Consider the following 16,368-nt stretch of genomic DNA (forward strand, 5'->3'; position numbering starts at 1 on the left):
TCTGTGGGCGGCATTCTACAGCCCAACGGCGGGGTGTCAACCGTTAATAGATGTATCGGTCAAATAAGTGTGAATTAACTGCTGGGCGACGGCTGAGTACGCTAAGTGCGCGGTGGGCTTGGATTTTTGTCCGACAATAAAAAACAGACAGGCACAAAAAAGGCCACTCTTTCGAGTAGCCTTTCTTGATGTTTGGTTGCGGGAGCCGGATTTGAACCGACGACCTTCGGGTTATGAGCCCGACGAGCTACCAGACTGCTCCATCCCGCGTCTGTGTGTCGGCATTCTACAGAGGAACGCCAGTGTGTCAACCTGTGAATTGAAGAAAAGCGCTTGTGCTTCAATCGCTTAGCTCTCCATAAGGTCCCTTGATAGGGCTCGGGCCCAGTCTGGCTAGGGCTTTCAGCTCTATCGGAAGGTCAAATTCGATTGAGAAAATAAATTCATCATGGAATTTTCCTACCGCTCAAGCGGAAGAATCAAACTACTGGTGCTATATACAGGTGTGAATGCGATACTGGCCACCCGTAGGTACACACCCCCGTTTATATGACGCAGCGCAAAATCATCCACGTCGACTGTGATTGCTTCTACGCCGCCATCGAGATGCGCGATGACCCGAGCCTGGCGCAAAAACCACTGGCGGTGGGTGGCTCGGCCGACCGGCGCGGGGTGATCGCCACCTGCAATTACGAGGCGCGGGCCTATGGCGTGCGCTCGGCCATGTCGTCACGCCATGCCTTGAAGCTGTGCCCGGACCTGACCATCGTCAAGCCGCGCATGGATGCTTATAAAGAAGCGTCGAAGGAAATCCAGACGATCTTTCGCGACTACACCGACCTGATCGAACCCCTGTCGCTGGATGAAGCCTATCTGGACGTGTCTGACAGCCCGCATTTTGGCGGCAGCGCTACGCGCATCGCCCAGGACATACGCCGCCGCGTCTCCAACCAATTGCACATCACCGTGTCCGCCGGTGTGGCGCCGAACAAGTTCCTGGCCAAGATCGCCAGCGACTGGAAGAAACCCAACGGTTTGTTCGTGATTACCCCGGACCAGGTCGAAGACTTTGTCTCGCAGCTGCGGGTAAGCAAGTTGCACGGCGTGGGCAAGGTCACGGCGGACAAGCTCGCGCGTCTGGGGATCGAGGACTGCCTGCAACTGCGCGAATGGAACAAGCTGGCGTTGGTGCGCGAATTCGGCAGTTTTGGCGAGCGACTGTGGAGCCTGGCGCGTGGGATCGATGATCGCGTGGTACAGAACGACAGTCGCCGGCAATCGATCAGTGTGGAAAACACCTACGACGTGGACCTGCCGGATCTCTCAAGCTGCCTGGCCAAACTCCCTGAGCTGATGGACACCCTGGCCGGGCGCATGGCGCGCATCGACAGCAGTTACCGGGCGGGCAAGCCGTTCGTTAAAGTGAAGTTTCACGATTTTACCCAGACCACACTGGAGCAGGCGGGGGCAGGGCGGGACCTGGAGAGTTATCAACAGCTGCTGACGCAGGCGTTCAATCGCGGCGGGAAACCGGTGCGGTTGCTGGGGATTGGTGTGCGGTTGCTGGATTTAAGCAATGGCAACGAGCAGCTCGAGTTCTGCTGGTAGAAACCGAGAACCACATGTGGGAGCGGGCTTGCTCGCGAATACGGAGTGTCAGTCACCAGATGCATTGACTGATCTACCGCATTCGCGAGCAAGCCCGCTTCCATATTAGATCTACAACATTTTTGAAGTCTTAGCGAGCGCCAGGGTCCGCCACCAACCGCCCTGCATCCTTGGTCAACGCCTGCAGGAATTCCTGCTGCAACTCGGGATCATTGCGGGTCAGTTCGATCAGGCTTTGTTCCAGTTCACTGGCTTCTTCTTCCAGGCCCAGCTCCGACAGGCGTTTGACCCGGTGCACCCACTGGCTGACTTCGTCGTCTTCCAGGTCGTCGTAGATCAGGCCGTGGGCTTCCAGCAACTTGCCGCGCAGGGTGTTGCTGATCGCCAGGGTCGAGTCCGAATGCACGTCGTCCTGGCCATCTTCCACGCTGATCTTCAGGGTCGTGACGCGGTTCAGGTCTTGCTCGGCAAATGGGCTGTCCAACAGGTTCAGGCGCAGGACGCCGTTACGGTCGGTGGTCAGCTCATGCACTTGCTTGCCGGCGGTAACCTGCACCGGGCGTTCGCTCCAGGGCAGGCTCGAATACTCCACACGCTTGTCGTGCTGGACTTCATCGATACCCGCCAGGTTTTGTTGCGCACGGCCATGGGATTGCACGTTCATGAACGGGTTGAGGCCGTCCACGCCGTAGGTCAGCCAGTCGTGGGTCATGCTGGTGGGCAGGTTGCCGAGGGCAAAGATGTTCGCCACGTTGGCGCCCGCGCCCGCCACCAAGGCGACCGCCCCCAATGGCATCTCATAGAGTTTGCGCCAGGGTTGGTAGGGGGTGTAGCGATCGTAACGGCGGGTGACTTCGAACTCGGTGACCTCGAAGGTCTTCTGCTCGTGAATGCGAACCCGGCGTTGCGGCAGCTCCAGCACTTTGGGGTCGCCTACATCGATCTGCAGGCTGTGGTCGAGCAACTTACGCTCGACCCGCTCCTCGTGCTCACTGCGTTGCGACATCTGGTTGGCGCAGCCGCTGACCAGCAGGGCGCCGCACAAGGCGGCGCCCCCCAGGGCTCTGGTGTTTCGCTTGAACATGACTTCTCTTGATCTGGTTTTCAGCGACGAATACGCGCCTGAAGGAAAGACAGCACGTCAGCCACCGGCAACGGTTGGGCTTCGGCTTCGGTCCGGCTCTTGTATTCCAGATTGCCATCGGCCAGGCCGCGGTCACTGACCACGATCCGGTGCGGGATGCCAATCAATTCCATGTCGGCGAACTTGATGCCCGGGCTGGTTTTCTTGTCCCGGTCATCCAGCAGCACTTCAAAACCAGCAGCCGTGAGTTCGGCATACAGCTTGTCGGTGGCTTCGCGTACTTGCTCGGTTTCATAACGCAGCGGTACCAGGGCGACCTGGAACGGCGCGAGGGCGTCACTCCAGATGATGCCTTTCTCGTCGTTGTTCTGCTCGATGGCAGCGGCCACCACGCGGGATACGCCAATGCCGTAGCAGCCCATGTCCAGGGTGATCGGCTTGCCGTTCTCGCCCAGCACTTCGCACTTCATCGCTTTGCTGTACTTGTTGCCCAGCTGGAAGATGTGCCCAACTTCGATACCGCGCTTGATTTCCAGGGTGCCCTTGCCATCCGGGCTTGGGTCACCGGCGACCACGTTACGCAGGTCGGCCACGGTCGGAACCGGCAGGTCACGCTCCCAGTTCACGCCGAAGTAGTGCTTGTCGTCGATGTTGGCGCCGATACCGAAGTCGCTCATCAGCTCGACCGAACGGTCGATGATGATCGGCAACGGCAGGTTCAGCGGGCCCAGCGAGCCGGCGCCGGCGCCAATGGCGTCACGCAGTTCGGCGTCGGTGGCCATGACCAGCGGGCTGGCCACGCCAGGTTGCTGGGCTGCCTTGATTTCGTTGAGTTCGTGGTCGCCACGGATCACCAGGGCGATCAGCTTGCCTTCTTCTTCGGCGCGCACGATCAGGGTCTTGATGGTCTTTTCAATCGGCAGATTGAATTTTTCCACCAGGGCCGCGATGGTCTTGGTCTCTGGCGTGTCCACCAGGCGCAGCTCTTGCGTCGGTGCTGGACGGGAGGTTTCCCGCGGCACGGCTTCGGCTTTCTCGATGTTCGCCGCGTAGTCGGAACCGTTGCTGAACACGATATCGTCTTCGCCGGACTCGGCCAGCACGTGGAATTCGTGGGAGCCGGCGCCGCCGATGGAGCCGTTGTCCGCTTCAACCGGGCGGAATTTCAGGCCCAGGCGCGTGAACACGTTGCAGTAGGCCTGGTGCATGCGGTCGTAGGTGACCTGCAGCGACGCCTGGTCGGCGTGGAACGAGTAGGCGTCCTTCATGATGAATTCACGGCCGCGCATCAAACCGAAGCGTGGGCGGATTTCGTCACGGAATTTGGTCTGGATCTGATACAGGTTCAACGGCAGCTGCTTGTAGCTGCTCAGCTCGTTGCGCATCAGGTCGGTGATCACTTCTTCGTGGGTCGGGCCGGCGCAGAAGTCGCGGCCATGACGATCCTTGAAGCGCAGCAACTCAGGGCCGTACTCTTCCCAGCGCCCGGATTCCTGCCACAGTTCAGCCGGTTGGGTACTCGGCATCAACACTTCCAGAGAGCCGGCGGCGTTCATTTCTTCACGAACGATGGCTTCGACCTTGCGCATCACCTTCAAGCCCATGGGCAGCCAGGTGTACAGGCCGGAGGCCAGTTTGCGGATCATGCCGGCACGCAGCATCAGCTGGTGGCTGATCACGACCGCGTCGGAAGGCGTTTCTTTCTGTGTGGCGAGCAAATATTGACTGGTACGCATGGTAGGCCGTTGTCGGTTGCTTGGACTTGAAATGACTTGGGATTGTACGGGCGGTTGTCGCTGGAGTACAGGCGCGAGGTAGACATGTACCTGTAGGAGCCGGCTTGCCGGCGATGGGGCCCTGAAGCCTTGCATAGAATTCTATGACGCCATCGCCGGCAAGCCGGCTCCTACAGGGGGATCAGTCTTCAGCGGGTGGATTCAACCGAATTCGCCGATTTTCCTGATACCAATGCAAGGCAATCAGCAGCAAGGTCGGCACACCCAGCATGCAGGTGATCAGGAAGAAATTGTGGTACCCGAACTTCTCGACCATGACACCCGAGTACCCGCCGATCAAGCGCGGCAGCAACAGCATGATCGAGCTGAGCAAGGCGTATTGAGTGGCGGAGAACTTCAGGTTGGTCAGGCTCGACAGGTAGGCGACAAACGCCGAGGTCGCCAGCCCGGAGCTGAAGTTATCCAGGGAGATGGTGAAGATCAGCATCTGCAGGTCGGGGCCCATGTCGGCGAGCATCACGAACAGCAAGTTGGTGCCGGCCGAGGCCACACCGCCGATGAACAGGATCGGCAGGATCCCGAAGCGCACGATCAGCAGGCCACCCATGCCGGCGCCCAGCAGGGTCATGATCAGGCCGAAGATCTTGCTGACCCCGGCGATCTGGTCCTTGGTAAAACCCTGGTCGATGTAGAACACGTTGGCCATCACGCCCATCACGGTGTCCGACATGCGGTAGGTGGCGATCAGCCCCAACAGCAGCAACGCCTGCCAGCGGTAGCGCAGGATGAAGTCGTTGACCGGCGTCAGCACGGGCGCCAGGCCACGGCGACCCATGGCAGACAGGCACAGGGCGGTGAGGGTGATATAGAGGATGGCCCGCAGGAAGGCGCGGTCCTCCATCAGCAACTCCCACAGGCTCACGCCGTGGAACAGCACACTGGCGAAATCGGTGTTGTACAGTTGGGTGAACATCGCTGGCACCGACACCAGCAGCACGATCAGTACAAACACCGAGACCAGTTGATGCACAAAGCTGTAGCGCCCGGCCTGCAGTTGGGTGCGCAGTGGCACATTCGGCTCGCGCATAAAGAAGGTGGTCAGCAGCGCCGGGATCATCAGCACGCCAAACAACACATAGGTGCCGGTCCAGGCCGAGTGTTTATAGTTGAAGCCGGTGGAACCAAACCCTTCGGCAAAAAACAGGGCGCCCGCCGTGGCCAGCAGGGCGGCGATGCGATAACCGGACATGTAGCTGGCGGCCAGTGCGGCCTGGCGGCTGTCGTCGGCGATTTCCAGGCGATAGGCGTCGACGGCGATGTCTTGGGTAGCGGAGGCAAAGGCGACGATGACGGCGATAGCAATCAGCCAGGACAGGTGTTTCTGCGGGTCGCAAAAGCCCATGCCGATCAATCCGAGGATCACCAACGATTGGGCCAGTACCAGCCAGGAGCGACGACGTCCGAGTTTACCGAGCAGCGGCAGGCGCCATTGGTCGAGCAGCGGCGACCACACCCATTTAAAGGCATACGCCAGGCCGATCAGGCTCGCATAGCCGATGGTCTCGCGGGCCACACCGGCCTCACGCAACCACACTGAAAGCGTCGAGAACACCAACATGTAAGGCAAGCCGGCGGCAAAGCCGAGCAACAAGAGCACTAACGTCGAGGGGCTGGCATAGGCGGCGAGCGCGGCGCGCCAGGTTTTACGGGGCATGGGCTGGAGTCTGCCTCAGATTCACGGAAACAAAGCGCGCACTCTAACCGCTGTGCTCTACCGGGCGCCAGCCATGGCGCTGAATATCCACGCGATTGTTGCGGACAGTGACGCCTTCATCGCGCAAACGCGCGCGTTGCTCGTCACCCGAGGCACTGCCCACCGGCAGACTTATCCGACCACCGGCACCCAACACACGGTGCCAGGGCAACCGGGTGTCCTCGGGAAGCTGGCTCAACGTGCGTCCCACCCAGCGCGCGGCGCGCCCGAGGCCTGCCAGTTGGGCCAGCTCGCCGTAGCTCACCACGCAGCCTTCGGGCACTTGCGCCAAGGTCAGGTACAGCGCAGTACGGCGCATTTCGGCAGGGGTTTGCGGGGTTTCGGCGGGTGGGTTCACGGTGGGTCGATCCGTTTGAAATGTCGGTCTAACTGTAAGAAACGTCTGTAAACATGCCAGTGAGAATTGAACTCAACATTAATCCTTGAGTCAGTCCTAGCTATCTAACACGATATTCGCCCCTTTTCGCCAACCTTGAGCTCCTAATCCGCTTATGTTGTCCAGAACCCTGCTGTGCCTCGCTGTTTTCAGCGCCTCCACGCCCTTGCTGGCCGATACCGTCTGGTTGAAGAACGGTGACCGCCTGACCGGCAAGATCAAGGTCTTCGACGGTGGCAAGCTGCTGATCCAGACCGATTATGCCGGCGCCATCCCTGTGGACTGGAAACAGGTGAAAACCCTGGAAAGCGACCAGGAACTGCTGGTCAAGCAGGACGCCTACATCGGCGAGAAGGCCAAGTCCCTCAAGGCGGCAGATGACGGCAAGGTGGTGCTGGCCAATGGCGAAGCACCCAAGACCGTCGACCTGGCCAGCATCCAGCAGATCATCAAGCCCAAGCCTGTGATCGAAGACCTGGTGTGGAAAGGTAATGTGGACATGGCGCTGGACTATAAACGCGCCGACAAGGACACCAACGACTACGACATCGACTTCAAGACCACGGCCCGTCATGGCCAATGGCGCCATACCGGCCAGGGCGAATACAACCGCGAGTTCCAGGACGATGTCACCACCACCGACAACTGGGCGTTGGAATATGACCTCGACCGCTTCCTGACCGAGCATTGGTTCTGGCAAGGGCGCTTGACCTACAAGCGCGACAAGGTTGAAGACCTCTCCCGGCAGCGCACCGTCGGTACCGGCCCGGGCTATCAGTTCTGGGACGATGAGCTGGGCGCGTTCTCCCTGGGCTCGCTGGTCAACCGCACCGACTACGAATACGCCGATGGCGGCAAGGACAACTTCTATTCCCTGGCCATGAAGTGGAACTACAACCGCTACCTGGTGGGCAAGACCGTCGAATTCTTCACCAACGGCGAAGTGGGCAAGCCCATCGACGGTCCGGCGGAGTATTCCCTGGATGCCGAAATGGGCCTGCGCTACAAAGTCACCGAGTGGGCGTCCCTCAACCTCAAGGCCGAGCGCGACATTATCAGCGGCGACTCCGACAGCAGCCTGAGCAAGACCCGCTATACCGCAGGCTTCGGCGTGGCCTGGTAACACGGGCGTACAAAACCTGCTTGGCAACCTTTGCGGATATGATTACCTTGCGTTGAGATCCATTCCCATATGCCATGGGCGGCTGATTATCCGAGGAGTCATACGTTGAGCGCACAGGTTGCCAAGAACGCCCGAGAGCTGTTGCTCAAGGAATACCGTGGGGCTCTCTCCACATTGTCCAAGGCCATGCCCGGCTTTCCGTTCGGGTCGGTCGTGCCGTATTGCCTCGACGAGCAGGGTCGCCCGTTGATCCTGATCAGCCGTATCGCCCAGCACACCCATAACCTGCAGAAAGACCCAAAGTGCTCGCTGCTGGTGGGTGAGCGCGAGGCCGACGACGTGCAGGCCGTCGGGCGCCTGACCTACCTGGCCGAAGCCGAAAAACTGGAGGAGGGCGCTGCCATCGAGGCGGCGGCCGAGCGTTATTACCGCTACTTCCCCGATTCTGCCAACTACCACAAGGCGCACGACTTCGACTTCTGGGTGCTCAAGCCCGTACGTCACCGTTACATCGGCGGCTTTGGCGCGATCCACTGGGTCGACCAATTGACCCTGGCCAACCCGTTCGCCGGCAAGGCGGAACGCAGCATGATCGAACACATGAACAGTGATCACACCAAGGCCATTGCCCACTACGTTAAGCTGACCGGCTTGCCAACCTCCGAGCCTGCACAATTGACGGGTATCGACAGTGAAGGCATGCACCTGCGCATTGGCCAGTCGCTGTACTGGTTGCCATTTGCAGCGTCTTGCAACACGCCGACACAAGTGCGCGAAGCCCTGGTTTCATTGGCCCACGCCGAGGTCTGGCCGAAAAAAGAGGCCGCCGACGCTTGAATTCACGAAATGGCGACGTCATCTAAGGTGGACTGGCAAGGCATTCTTGCGTTGAGGAACCATTTGATGCGCCCTTTTTTGTTGCTCTTTCTGCTATTCCCGGTGTTGGAGCTGTTCGTATTCGTTCAAGTCAGCGGTGCGATCGGGTTTTTCCCGGCCCTCTTGCTGATCATTCTCGGCTCGATGCTCGGCGTCCTGGTGCTGCGCGTCGCCGGCCTGGCCACGGCGCTGCGTGCCCGTGAAAGCCTGAACCGCGGCGAACTGCCTGCCCAGACCATGCTTGAAGGCCTGATGATGGCCCTGGCCGGTGGCTTATTGATCCTGCCTGGCTTCATCAGCGACGTGGTCGGCCTGGTCATGTTGCTGCCCGTCACCCGCAAGCTGCTGGCGGGCAAGATGCGCCAGCGTGCCGAAGAGGCTGCCATCCGTCAGCGTGCGTTCGCCGACGACCTGCAACCCCGTGGCGGCCCGGCCCCGCGCCAGCCGCTGGGGCGTGAAGGTGATGTGATCGAAGGCGAGTTCGAACACCGCGACAGCAAGTAACGCTTCACTGGCACGGCACCTTCCGGTGCCGTGTTGCATTTACGGGGCGGCAGACGCAAAAAATTTCATCCCCGGCCCCTTGTAATAAGCTTATGCGCCCTTATGTAACGGTCACCGCAAGGTTTCTGGTGGCGACACCAGACAGACTTCCGCGTCTTGCTTGGCGAGACGCGACCGGCACAGCCGGACTACAACCCGCCGGTACAGACACCGGCCGATGAAAAACACAATTAGGAGAGATCGACAATGAGCAAGCTTCGTCCTCTGCACGACCGCGTCGTAATCCGTCGCAGCGAAGAAGAAAAGAAAACCGCCGGCGGGATCGTTCTGCCAGGTTCGGCTGCCGAGAAAGCCAACCACGGTGTGATCGTCGCTGCTGGCCCAGGCAAAACCCTGGAAAACGGTGAAGTGCGTGCTCTGGCCGTTAAAGTCGGTGACAAGGTTGTATTCGGCCCTTACTCCGGCAGCAACACTGTGAAAATCGACGGCGAAGACCTGCTGGTCATGGCTGAGAACGAGATTCTCGCCGTACTGGAAGCGTAATTTCCCCGCTCATTTTCCCGTTACTCCAAAGTATTTAAGGATTATCGATCATGGCTGCTAAAGAAGTTAAATTCGGCGATTCCGCCCGCAAGAAAATGCTCACCGGTGTCAACATCCTGGCTGACGCAGTAAAAGCGACCCTGGGCCCGAAAGGCCGTAACGTGATCATCGAGAAGAGCTTCGGCGCTCCGACCATCACCAAGGACGGCGTTTCCGTCGCCAAAGAAATCGAACTGGAAGACCGTTTCGAGAACATGGGCGCGCAGCTGGTCAAAGACGTTGCCTCCCGTGCCAACGATGACGCAGGCGACGGCACCACCACCGCTACCGTTCTGGCTCAGGCCATCGTCAACGAAGGCTACAAAGCCGTCGCTGCCGGCATGAACCCAATGGACCTCAAGCGCGGCATCGACAAGGCAACCATCGCCATCGTCGCCGAGCTGAAAAACCTGTCCAAGCCATGCGCTGACACCAAGGCTATCGCCCAGGTAGGTACCATCTCTGCCAACTCCGACAGCTCCATCGGCGACATCATTGCCGAAGCCATGGAAAAAGTCGGTAAAGAAGGCGTGATCACCGTTGAAGAAGGCACTGGCCTGGAAAACGAACTGTCGGTTGTAGAAGGCATGCAGTTCGACCGTGGCTACCTGTCCCCGTACTTCGTCAACAAGCCAGAAACCATGGTTGCCGAGCTGGACAGCCCGCTGATCCTGCTGGTCGACAAAAAGATCTCCAACATCCGCGAAATGCTGCCAGTGCTGGAAGCCGTTGCCAAAGCCGGCCGCCCACTGCTGATCGTTTCCGAAGACGTTGAAGGCGAAGCCCTGGCGACTCTGGTTGTGAACAACATGCGCGGCATCGTCAAAGTTGCAGCCGTCAAGGCGCCAGGCTTCGGCGACCGTCGCAAGGCCATGCTGCAGGACATCGCCGTTCTGACCGGCGGTACCGTTATCTCCGAAGAGATCGGCCTGAGCCTGGAAAGCGCTACCCTGGAAAACCTGGGCAGTGCCAAGCGCGTGACCATCTCCAAAGAAAACACCATCATCGTTGACGGTGCTGGCGTAGAGCAGGACATCCAGGCTCGTATCACCCAGATCCGTGCCCAGGTTGCCGAAACTTCGTCCGACTACGACCGTGAAAAACTGCAAGAGCGCCTGGCCAAGCTGTCCGGCGGCGTTGCAGTGATCAAGGTTGGCGCCGGTTCCGAAGTTGAAATGAAAGAGAAGAAAGCCCGCGTTGAAGACGCCCTGCACGCAACCCGCGCAGCCGTCGAAGAAGGCGTGGTACCTGGCGGTGGCGTTGCGCTGATCCGTGCTCTGGAAGCCCTGGCCAACCTGACCGGCGACAACGCTGACCAGAACGTCGGTATTGCCGTACTGCGTCGCGCTGTTGAAGCACCACTGCGCCAGATCGCTGCCAACTCCGGCGACGAGCCAAGCGTTGTGGTCAACGAAGTCAAGAACGGCAAAGGTAACTACGGTTACAACGCTGCGACTGGCGTCTACGGCGACATGATCGAAATGGGCATCCTGGACCCTACCAAGGTGACTCGTTCCGCGCTGCAAGCTGCAGCCTCCATCGGTGGCCTGATCCTGACCACCGAAGCTGCTATCGCTGACAAGCCTAAGCCTGAAGGCTCGGCTGGCGGCGGTATGCCAGACATGGGCGGCATGGGTGGCATGGGCGGCATGATGTAAGCCAGCCTTACCCGGCGACTAAAAAGCCCCGCCTGCAGTGATGCAGGCGGGGCTTTTTCATGCCTCGGGTTTAACGCGTGCTCAACTGTGGAGCGGCTTGCTGGCCGGGCCTCCAGCTCAGTAGTTGCTGCTTGAACCCATAACTGGCGGCCTGGTAGTAGGTGATCGCCCGTTGGATCAAGGGATCGTCGCTGCCCACCCGCGACTCCTGGCTCTCACCCAAGGCCTGATCGTGGCGACGCAGACCCTGGCGCGGGCTGAGAATCGCCAGGTTAGTGCCATCGAACAAACCCAGGTGTTGATAGTTACCGACCACCACGCGCGGCGGCAACGGGTTGTCCTGCAACAGGTTGCGGCCGAAGAAGGTTGATTCGTAGCTCAGGTTAAGCAACCCCAGCAGCGTAGGGGCCAGGTCGATCTGGCTGGCGAGTTGCGCCGTTTCCCGGGCCTCGATCAGCTTGGGTGCATAGATGAACAGTGGAATCTGGTAGTTGGTGATGGGCAAGTCTTCCTTACCCGCGCTGCCGGCCGTGTGGTCGGCGACGAACACAAAGATCGTGTTATCGAACCAGGGCTTCTGGCGCGCGGCGTCGAGGAATTCGCCGATGGCGTGGTCGGTGTACTTCACTGCGCCATCACGGCCATTGCCGGATTTGATATCGATGCGCCCGTCCGGGTAGGTATAGGGACGGTGGTTGGACGTGGTCATCAGTTGCAGCAAGAACGGTTGCTGTTTGGCGTAGTCGGCATCGGCCAGTTCAAGGGTCTGTTTATACAGATCCTCATCGGCCATGCCCCAGGCGTTTTTAAACGAGATCTGCGCTTCGGGCACGCTGCTCTGGTCGACGACCCGATAACCGTTGCCGCTGAAGAACGCGTTCATATTGTCAAAATAACCACGTCCGCCGTAGACGAACACACTGTCGTAGCCGATGGCGGTGAGCTGTTGGCCGAGGCTAGCGAAACCGCTTTCGCGACCGATGCGTTTGACGATCGAGCGGCCGGGGGTAGGCGGAATCGCCAGGGTGATTGCCTCCAGGCCGCGATCGGTGCGGGTACCCGTGGCATAGAAGTTGTTGAAATACAGGCTCTGCTTGCGCAACGCATCCAGGTTGGGTGTGAGGTTGCGGCCATCGCCATTGCTGCCCATGTATTTGGCGCTGAAGCTTTCGATGGTTACCAGCACGATATTGGGTTTACGCAACGTGCCTGGGTTGCTGATAGTGCGGCGGATATCCAGCGGGTCCTGGTCGACAAATCGCGCGTTGGGTTCGCTGAGTTCAGCACGCAACAGCTTGGCAACCACTTCCGCCGGCAAGCTTTTATAGAACTGGGTGTAATCCAGTTCGTTGTTACGAAACGCGGCGAAAAACTGGTACGGGCCATTGCTGGCCAGTTCGTTCTTGTAGGCGTTGCCGCCTTGGGTGCGCGGGCTGTCCTGGCTGATCAGTTGCAAGCTGAGGCCCGCAACGATCAAGAGGCCCAAGGCGTTGACCAGGCGACCCCGTATCGGTGGCAGCGGCGCATCCATCGCGGCCTTGAATGGTTTGCGCAAGGCCAGGCTCAACACAATCGCGAGCATAGCCAGCAAGCTGAGTAGCTTGCCGATCGGATAGGACTCCAGCAGGTTGTTCAACACCTCATCGGAATACACCAGGTAATCGACGGCGATAAAGTTGAAACGCACACCGAATTCATCCCAGAACAGCCATTCGGCGACTGAGGTGAACAGCATGGCGAACAGGCTGACGGTGAGCACGGCTTGCAGGAACCAGCGGTGACCACGGCGGCGCCACAGCGCTGGCGGGCACAGCAGTAAATACAGCCCCAACGGCAGTGCTGCATAGGCCAGGAACCCCAGATCGTAGAGCAGGCCCACGCCAAACACCGGCAGCAGGTTGCCGCCGACTTCGTCCAGGTGAGTAATGAGTAGCACACTGCGGGTGAGCAGGAAAACCAATAACCAGGCACCGGTTATCAACAGCAAATAGCGCATTGGCGCCGTTTTGATAAAGCCCATGTCAACGTTCCTTATATCAATGGGGGGCGATCTTCGCCCTGACACTGTAGTCAGCTTGTGAAGCTATAGTGAAAATCCCGTTCGACAATACAATCAGTTGAAAACCTGTATCTGCGGGGCTTTCAGCTCTATCCCTGAGCCACACTTCGCCTTAAGCTGCGCGAGCCAACACGGCCGTTACCGCGTACGGAGACACTGCCCATGCGAATTCTATTGGTTGAAGACAACCGCGATATTCTGGCCAACCTGGCCGATTACCTGGGGCTAAAGGGCTATACCGTCGACTGTGCGCAGGACGGTTTATCAGGCCTGCACCTGGCCGCCACCGAGCATTACGACTTGATCGTGCTCGACATCATGCTGCCCGGCATCGACGGCTACACCCTGTGCAAGCGCCTGCGCGAAGACGCACGCCGCGACACGCCGGTGATCATGCTCACCGCCCGCGATCAACTGGATGACCGGCTGCAGGGCTTCAAGTCCGGCGCCGATGATTACCTGCTCAAACCGTTTGCCCTGTCGGAACTGGCCGCGCGCATCGAAGCCGTGCTGCGCCGAGCCCAGGGTGGCGGACGCCGCACCCTGCAGGTGGGTGACCTGAGCTACGACCTCGACACCCTGGAAGTGACCCGCGAGGGGCGCCTGCTCAAGCTCAACCCGGTTGGCCTGAAGCTGCTGGCGGTGCTGATGCAGAAGAGCCCGCACGTGCTGCGCCGCGAAATTCTCGAAGAAGCCTTGTGGGGTGATGACTGCCCGGACAGCGACAGCCTGCGCAGCCACGTTCACCAATTGCGCCAAGTGATCGATAAGCCGTTCGCCAAGCCGTTGCTGCAAACGGTGCACGGCGTTGGTTATCGCTTGGCCGAGGGTCGAGATGGAGTTTAAGCAAAGCCTTGCCCAACGGATCATCATCGCCTTTGCCTTGATGAGTGCGTTGGTGGCGGGCGCCTTTGCCATGGGCATCGTCGCGACCGTGCACCTGGTGGAAGAGAAGTTGATCTCGGCGGGCCTGGGCGGCGACTTGCAACGCCTGCTGCTGATGGACACCGTCGAGGACTGGCGGCACCGGCCTGAGCCGGACCAACTGTTTTACTTCAGCGGTGGGCCCGGCGACTTCGAGTTGCCCAAGGATCTGCGACACCTGGAACCTGGCTTCCATGAGGTATTCCGCGAGTCGCTGTCGTACCACGCCATGGTCGAAGTGGTCGACGGTCGGCGCTATGTGCTGCTGCAGGATCAAAGCGATTTCGAAGAGCGCGAGCGCGTGCTGTTTGCCGTGGTGCTGGTGGGCTTCGTACTGAGCCTGGCGCTGGCGGTGTTCCTCGGTTGGGTGCTGGCGCGCAAAGTGATGGCGCCGGTTGTACGCCTGGCGCGCCAGGTCCGTCATCGTGACCAACTGCTGGGCCTGGCACCGCCGCTGGCGCCGGACTACGCGGCCGACGAAGTGGGTGAGCTGGCAGTGGCCTTCGATGCCACGCTGGGGCGCTTGCGCCAGGCGCTGTCTCGCGAGCAGTTGTTTACCAGTGATGTAAGCCACGAATTGCGCACGCCGTTGATGGTGCTGGCCAGCTCCTGCGAATTGCTGCTGGAAAACCCGGCCATCGATCAGCGTGGGCGTAACCAGGTCGAGCGCATTGCCCGTGCCTGTGAAGAAATGCGCGAGCTGGTGCAGACCTTCCTGATGCTGGCCCGTGCCGAACATGACGAAAGCACCATGTCGCCCCAGGTCAGCCTGGAGCAGGTGGCTGACGACCTGCTCGGTATCTGGCGCGACCCTATCGAGCGCAAGGGCCTGGAGCTGATCTACCAGCCGGGCAGCCCGCTGGATACCCGCTACAACGCCACGTTCCTTCATGCGGTGATGGGCAACCTGTTGCGCAATGCGCTGCATTACACCGAGCAGGGCTTTATTCGGCTGACGCTGGAGCCGAGCGGTTTTGTGGTGGAAGACACCGGTGTGGGCATCCCCGAGGACAAACGCGAAGCGATGTTCGAGCCGTTTGTGCGCGGCAACGAGAAGCGGGGCGAGGGCCTGGGCCTGGGGTTGTCGCTGGTCCAGCGCATCTGCGAAAACCAGGGCTGGAGCGTGAGCCTCAGCACCATGGAACCCAATGGCTGCCGGTTTCATGTGCAATTGAGTCAGGTCAACGCCTGACTCCACCCCCTGCCGCTATCCTGCCAGAGATCACCGCTATTCGGCGAAGATGGCCCCATGCCATTGCTTGTCTCTGTAAAGTCTTGAAATGTATGGGATTGGACAGGACAAGTTTTTCACAACGGGTTGACCAGTTGATCACAGCGCGATGCCTAAGGTTGTAGGCATCAGCTACTGGAGATCCGTTGATGTCTACCCCGATCAAACTCGAATTTTCCGAAAAGTACGACGACGAACACGCCCACGAATATTTGCTCAAGCATCAGGACAATCTCGCTCGCCGGCTGTCCCACAAACGCGACGAGCAATTAGCCCGTGGCGCGTTGGCGATGGCCGGTGAGCCTGGCCTGGTGCTGGACTTGCCGTGCGGCGCCGGGCGTTTCTGGCCGTTGCTGGCCGAAAAGCCCAACCGCGTGATCATCGGTGCCGATAATTCGGCGTCGATGTTAAAGGTGGCAACCGTCGCCCAGCCCGCCGATGTGGTGAAACGGGTACGGCCCTTGCAGACATCTGCCTTTGATATCGATTTGCCAGATAACGCGGTCGACAGCATTTTCTGCATGCGCTTGTTGCACCACATTGGTGATCCGGCGCACCGGCTGGCGATATTGCGGGAGTTTCAGCGTGTTACTCGAGACAGCGTGATCGTTTCATTGTGGGTCGATGGCAACTTCAAAGCCTGGAAACGCAAGCGTCTCGAAGGTCAGCGTCGCAAGAAGGGTGAGCAGGAAGGTTACCAAAATAGATTTGTGTTACCGGCTGCTACTGTTGAAGCCGAGTTCGAGGAAGCCGGTTTTCGAGTCCAGGAGTCCCTGGACTTCATTCCGCTCTATGCCATGTGGCGAGTGTACGTATTACGCAAGAGGTAACAG

14 protein-coding genes and 1 tRNA gene are annotated in these 16,368 nt (G+C 59.6%); 9 read left to right on the top strand and 6 right to left on the bottom strand.

Annotated features, from left to right (window positions below):
• Positions 1-193: 193 nt before the first annotated feature.
• Positions 194-270, bottom strand: a tRNA-Met gene (locus AC0IYN_RS16330).
• A 279-nt stretch (positions 271-549) separates the two neighbouring features.
• Between AC0IYN_RS16330 and dinB the strand changes: the two genes are divergently transcribed.
• The gene (gene dinB, locus AC0IYN_RS16335) at positions 550-1,608 is read left to right on the top strand and encodes a DNA polymerase IV (RefSeq protein ID WP_406598646.1); all 1,059 of its coding nucleotides are present in this window, start codon (positions 550-552) and stop codon (positions 1,606-1,608) included.
• 130 nt (positions 1,609-1,738) lie between these two features.
• Here the strand turns inward: dinB and AC0IYN_RS16340 are convergent, their stop codons facing one another.
• The 4 genes from AC0IYN_RS16340 to AC0IYN_RS16355 all read right to left on the bottom strand — a co-directional run bounded on the left by AC0IYN_RS16340 (position 1,739) and on the right by AC0IYN_RS16355 (position 6,500).
• Positions 1,739-2,692, bottom strand: a complete 954-nt coding sequence (locus AC0IYN_RS16340; protein ID WP_471842327.1) for a hypothetical protein — start codon at positions 2,690-2,692, stop codon at positions 1,739-1,741.
• Between the two features lie 20 nt (positions 2,693-2,712).
• On the bottom strand, positions 2,713-4,428 hold the full coding sequence (locus AC0IYN_RS16345) for a proline--tRNA ligase (RefSeq protein ID WP_078050063.1): 1,716 nt from the start codon (positions 4,426-4,428) through the stop codon (positions 2,713-2,715).
• Positions 4,429-4,609: 181 nt separating this feature from the next.
• Positions 4,610-6,142: an AmpG family muropeptide MFS transporter gene (locus AC0IYN_RS16350; protein ID WP_406598644.1), complete on the bottom strand. Its 1,533-nt coding sequence runs from the start codon at positions 6,140-6,142 to the stop codon at positions 4,610-4,612.
• Positions 6,143-6,185: 43 nt separating this feature from the next.
• A complete protein-coding gene (locus AC0IYN_RS16355) occupies positions 6,186-6,500 on the bottom strand; it encodes an MGMT family protein (RefSeq protein WP_223204549.1) in 315 nt (104 codons plus the stop codon).
• Positions 6,501-6,693: 193 nt separating this feature from the next.
• Here AC0IYN_RS16355 and AC0IYN_RS16360 point away from each other — a divergent pair, with 193 nt between their 5' ends.
• The 5 genes from AC0IYN_RS16360 to groL all read left to right on the top strand — a co-directional run bounded on the left by AC0IYN_RS16360 (position 6,694) and on the right by groL (position 11,321).
• Positions 6,694-7,701 (top strand): DUF481 domain-containing protein, encoded by a 1,008-nt coding sequence (locus tag AC0IYN_RS16360; RefSeq protein ID WP_406598643.1) that lies wholly within the window; start codon positions 6,694-6,696, stop codon positions 7,699-7,701.
• A 105-nt stretch (positions 7,702-7,806) separates the two neighbouring features.
• Entirely contained in the window at positions 7,807-8,538 is a 732-nt protein-coding gene (locus tag AC0IYN_RS16365) for a HugZ family pyridoxamine 5'-phosphate oxidase (protein ID WP_471842328.1), read from the top strand.
• A gap of 66 nt (positions 8,539-8,604) precedes the next feature.
• Positions 8,605-9,081 carry an FxsA family protein gene (locus AC0IYN_RS16370; protein WP_025854816.1) on the top strand — a complete coding sequence of 159 codons (477 nt, stop codon included), beginning with the start codon at positions 8,605-8,607 and terminating at the stop codon, positions 9,079-9,081.
• A gap of 246 nt (positions 9,082-9,327) precedes the next feature.
• Positions 9,328-9,624, top strand: a complete 297-nt coding sequence (locus AC0IYN_RS16375; protein ID WP_071496483.1) for a co-chaperone GroES — start codon at positions 9,328-9,330, stop codon at positions 9,622-9,624.
• A gap of 50 nt (positions 9,625-9,674) precedes the next feature.
• Positions 9,675-11,321, top strand: a complete 1,647-nt coding sequence (gene groL, locus AC0IYN_RS16380) for a chaperonin GroEL (protein WP_078050058.1) — start codon at positions 9,675-9,677, stop codon at positions 11,319-11,321.
• Between the two features lie 70 nt (positions 11,322-11,391).
• Here groL and AC0IYN_RS16385 read toward each other — a convergent pair whose 3' ends face one another.
• Positions 11,392-13,341, bottom strand: coding sequence for an LTA synthase family protein (locus tag AC0IYN_RS16385; protein ID WP_471842329.1), 1,950 nt, complete (start codon positions 13,339-13,341; stop codon positions 11,392-11,394).
• A 201-nt stretch (positions 13,342-13,542) separates the two neighbouring features.
• Here AC0IYN_RS16385 and colR point away from each other — a divergent pair, with 201 nt between their 5' ends.
• The 3 genes from colR to AC0IYN_RS16400 all read left to right on the top strand — a co-directional run bounded on the left by colR (position 13,543) and on the right by AC0IYN_RS16400 (position 16,365).
• Entirely contained in the window at positions 13,543-14,226 is a 684-nt protein-coding gene (gene colR, locus AC0IYN_RS16390) for a two-component system response regulator ColR (RefSeq protein WP_406598641.1), read from the top strand.
• Positions 14,216-15,496 (top strand): sensor histidine kinase, encoded by a 1,281-nt coding sequence (locus tag AC0IYN_RS16395; RefSeq protein WP_099494256.1) that lies wholly within the window; start codon positions 14,216-14,218, stop codon positions 15,494-15,496. Before colR ends, AC0IYN_RS16395 begins: the two co-directional genes overlap by 11 nt.
• Positions 15,497-15,684: 188 nt before the next feature.
• The gene (locus AC0IYN_RS16400) at positions 15,685-16,365 is read left to right on the top strand and encodes a class I SAM-dependent methyltransferase (RefSeq protein ID WP_078050056.1); all 681 of its coding nucleotides are present in this window, start codon (positions 15,685-15,687) and stop codon (positions 16,363-16,365) included.
• Positions 16,366-16,368: the final 3 nt, after the last annotated feature.

The organism is Pseudomonas sp. AC112, assembly GCF_979253545.1.

Bases quoted from the DNA above. Each gene is read 5' to 3' on its own strand.
- dinB (WP_406598646.1), top strand. From the start codon at position 550: ATGACGCAGCGCAAAATCATCCACGTCGACTGTGATTGCTTCTACGCC.
- AC0IYN_RS16340 (WP_471842327.1), bottom strand. From the start codon at position 2,692: ATGTTCAAGCGAAACACCAGAGCCCTGGGGGGCGCCGCCTTGTGCGGC.
- AC0IYN_RS16345 (WP_078050063.1), bottom strand. From the start codon at position 4,428: ATGCGTACCAGTCAATATTTGCTCGCCACACAGAAAGAAACGCCTTCC.
- AC0IYN_RS16350 (WP_406598644.1), bottom strand. From the start codon at position 6,142: ATGCCCCGTAAAACCTGGCGCGCCGCGCTCGCCGCCTATGCCAGCCCC.
- AC0IYN_RS16355 (WP_223204549.1), bottom strand. From the start codon at position 6,500: ATGCGCCGTACTGCGCTGTACCTGACCTTGGCGCAAGTGCCCGAAGGC.
- AC0IYN_RS16360 (WP_406598643.1), top strand. From the start codon at position 6,694: ATGTTGTCCAGAACCCTGCTGTGCCTCGCTGTTTTCAGCGCCTCCACG.
- AC0IYN_RS16370 (WP_025854816.1), top strand. From the start codon at position 8,605: ATGCGCCCTTTTTTGTTGCTCTTTCTGCTATTCCCGGTGTTGGAGCTG.
- AC0IYN_RS16375 (WP_071496483.1), top strand. From the start codon at position 9,328: ATGAGCAAGCTTCGTCCTCTGCACGACCGCGTCGTAATCCGTCGCAGC.
- groL (WP_078050058.1), top strand. From the start codon at position 9,675: ATGGCTGCTAAAGAAGTTAAATTCGGCGATTCCGCCCGCAAGAAAATG.
- AC0IYN_RS16385 (WP_471842329.1), bottom strand. From the start codon at position 13,341: ATGGGCTTTATCAAAACGGCGCCAATGCGCTATTTGCTGTTGATAACC.
- colR (WP_406598641.1), top strand. From the start codon at position 13,543: ATGCGAATTCTATTGGTTGAAGACAACCGCGATATTCTGGCCAACCTG.
- AC0IYN_RS16395 (WP_099494256.1), top strand. From the start codon at position 14,216: ATGGAGTTTAAGCAAAGCCTTGCCCAACGGATCATCATCGCCTTTGCC.
- AC0IYN_RS16400 (WP_078050056.1), top strand. From the start codon at position 15,685: ATGTCTACCCCGATCAAACTCGAATTTTCCGAAAAGTACGACGACGAA.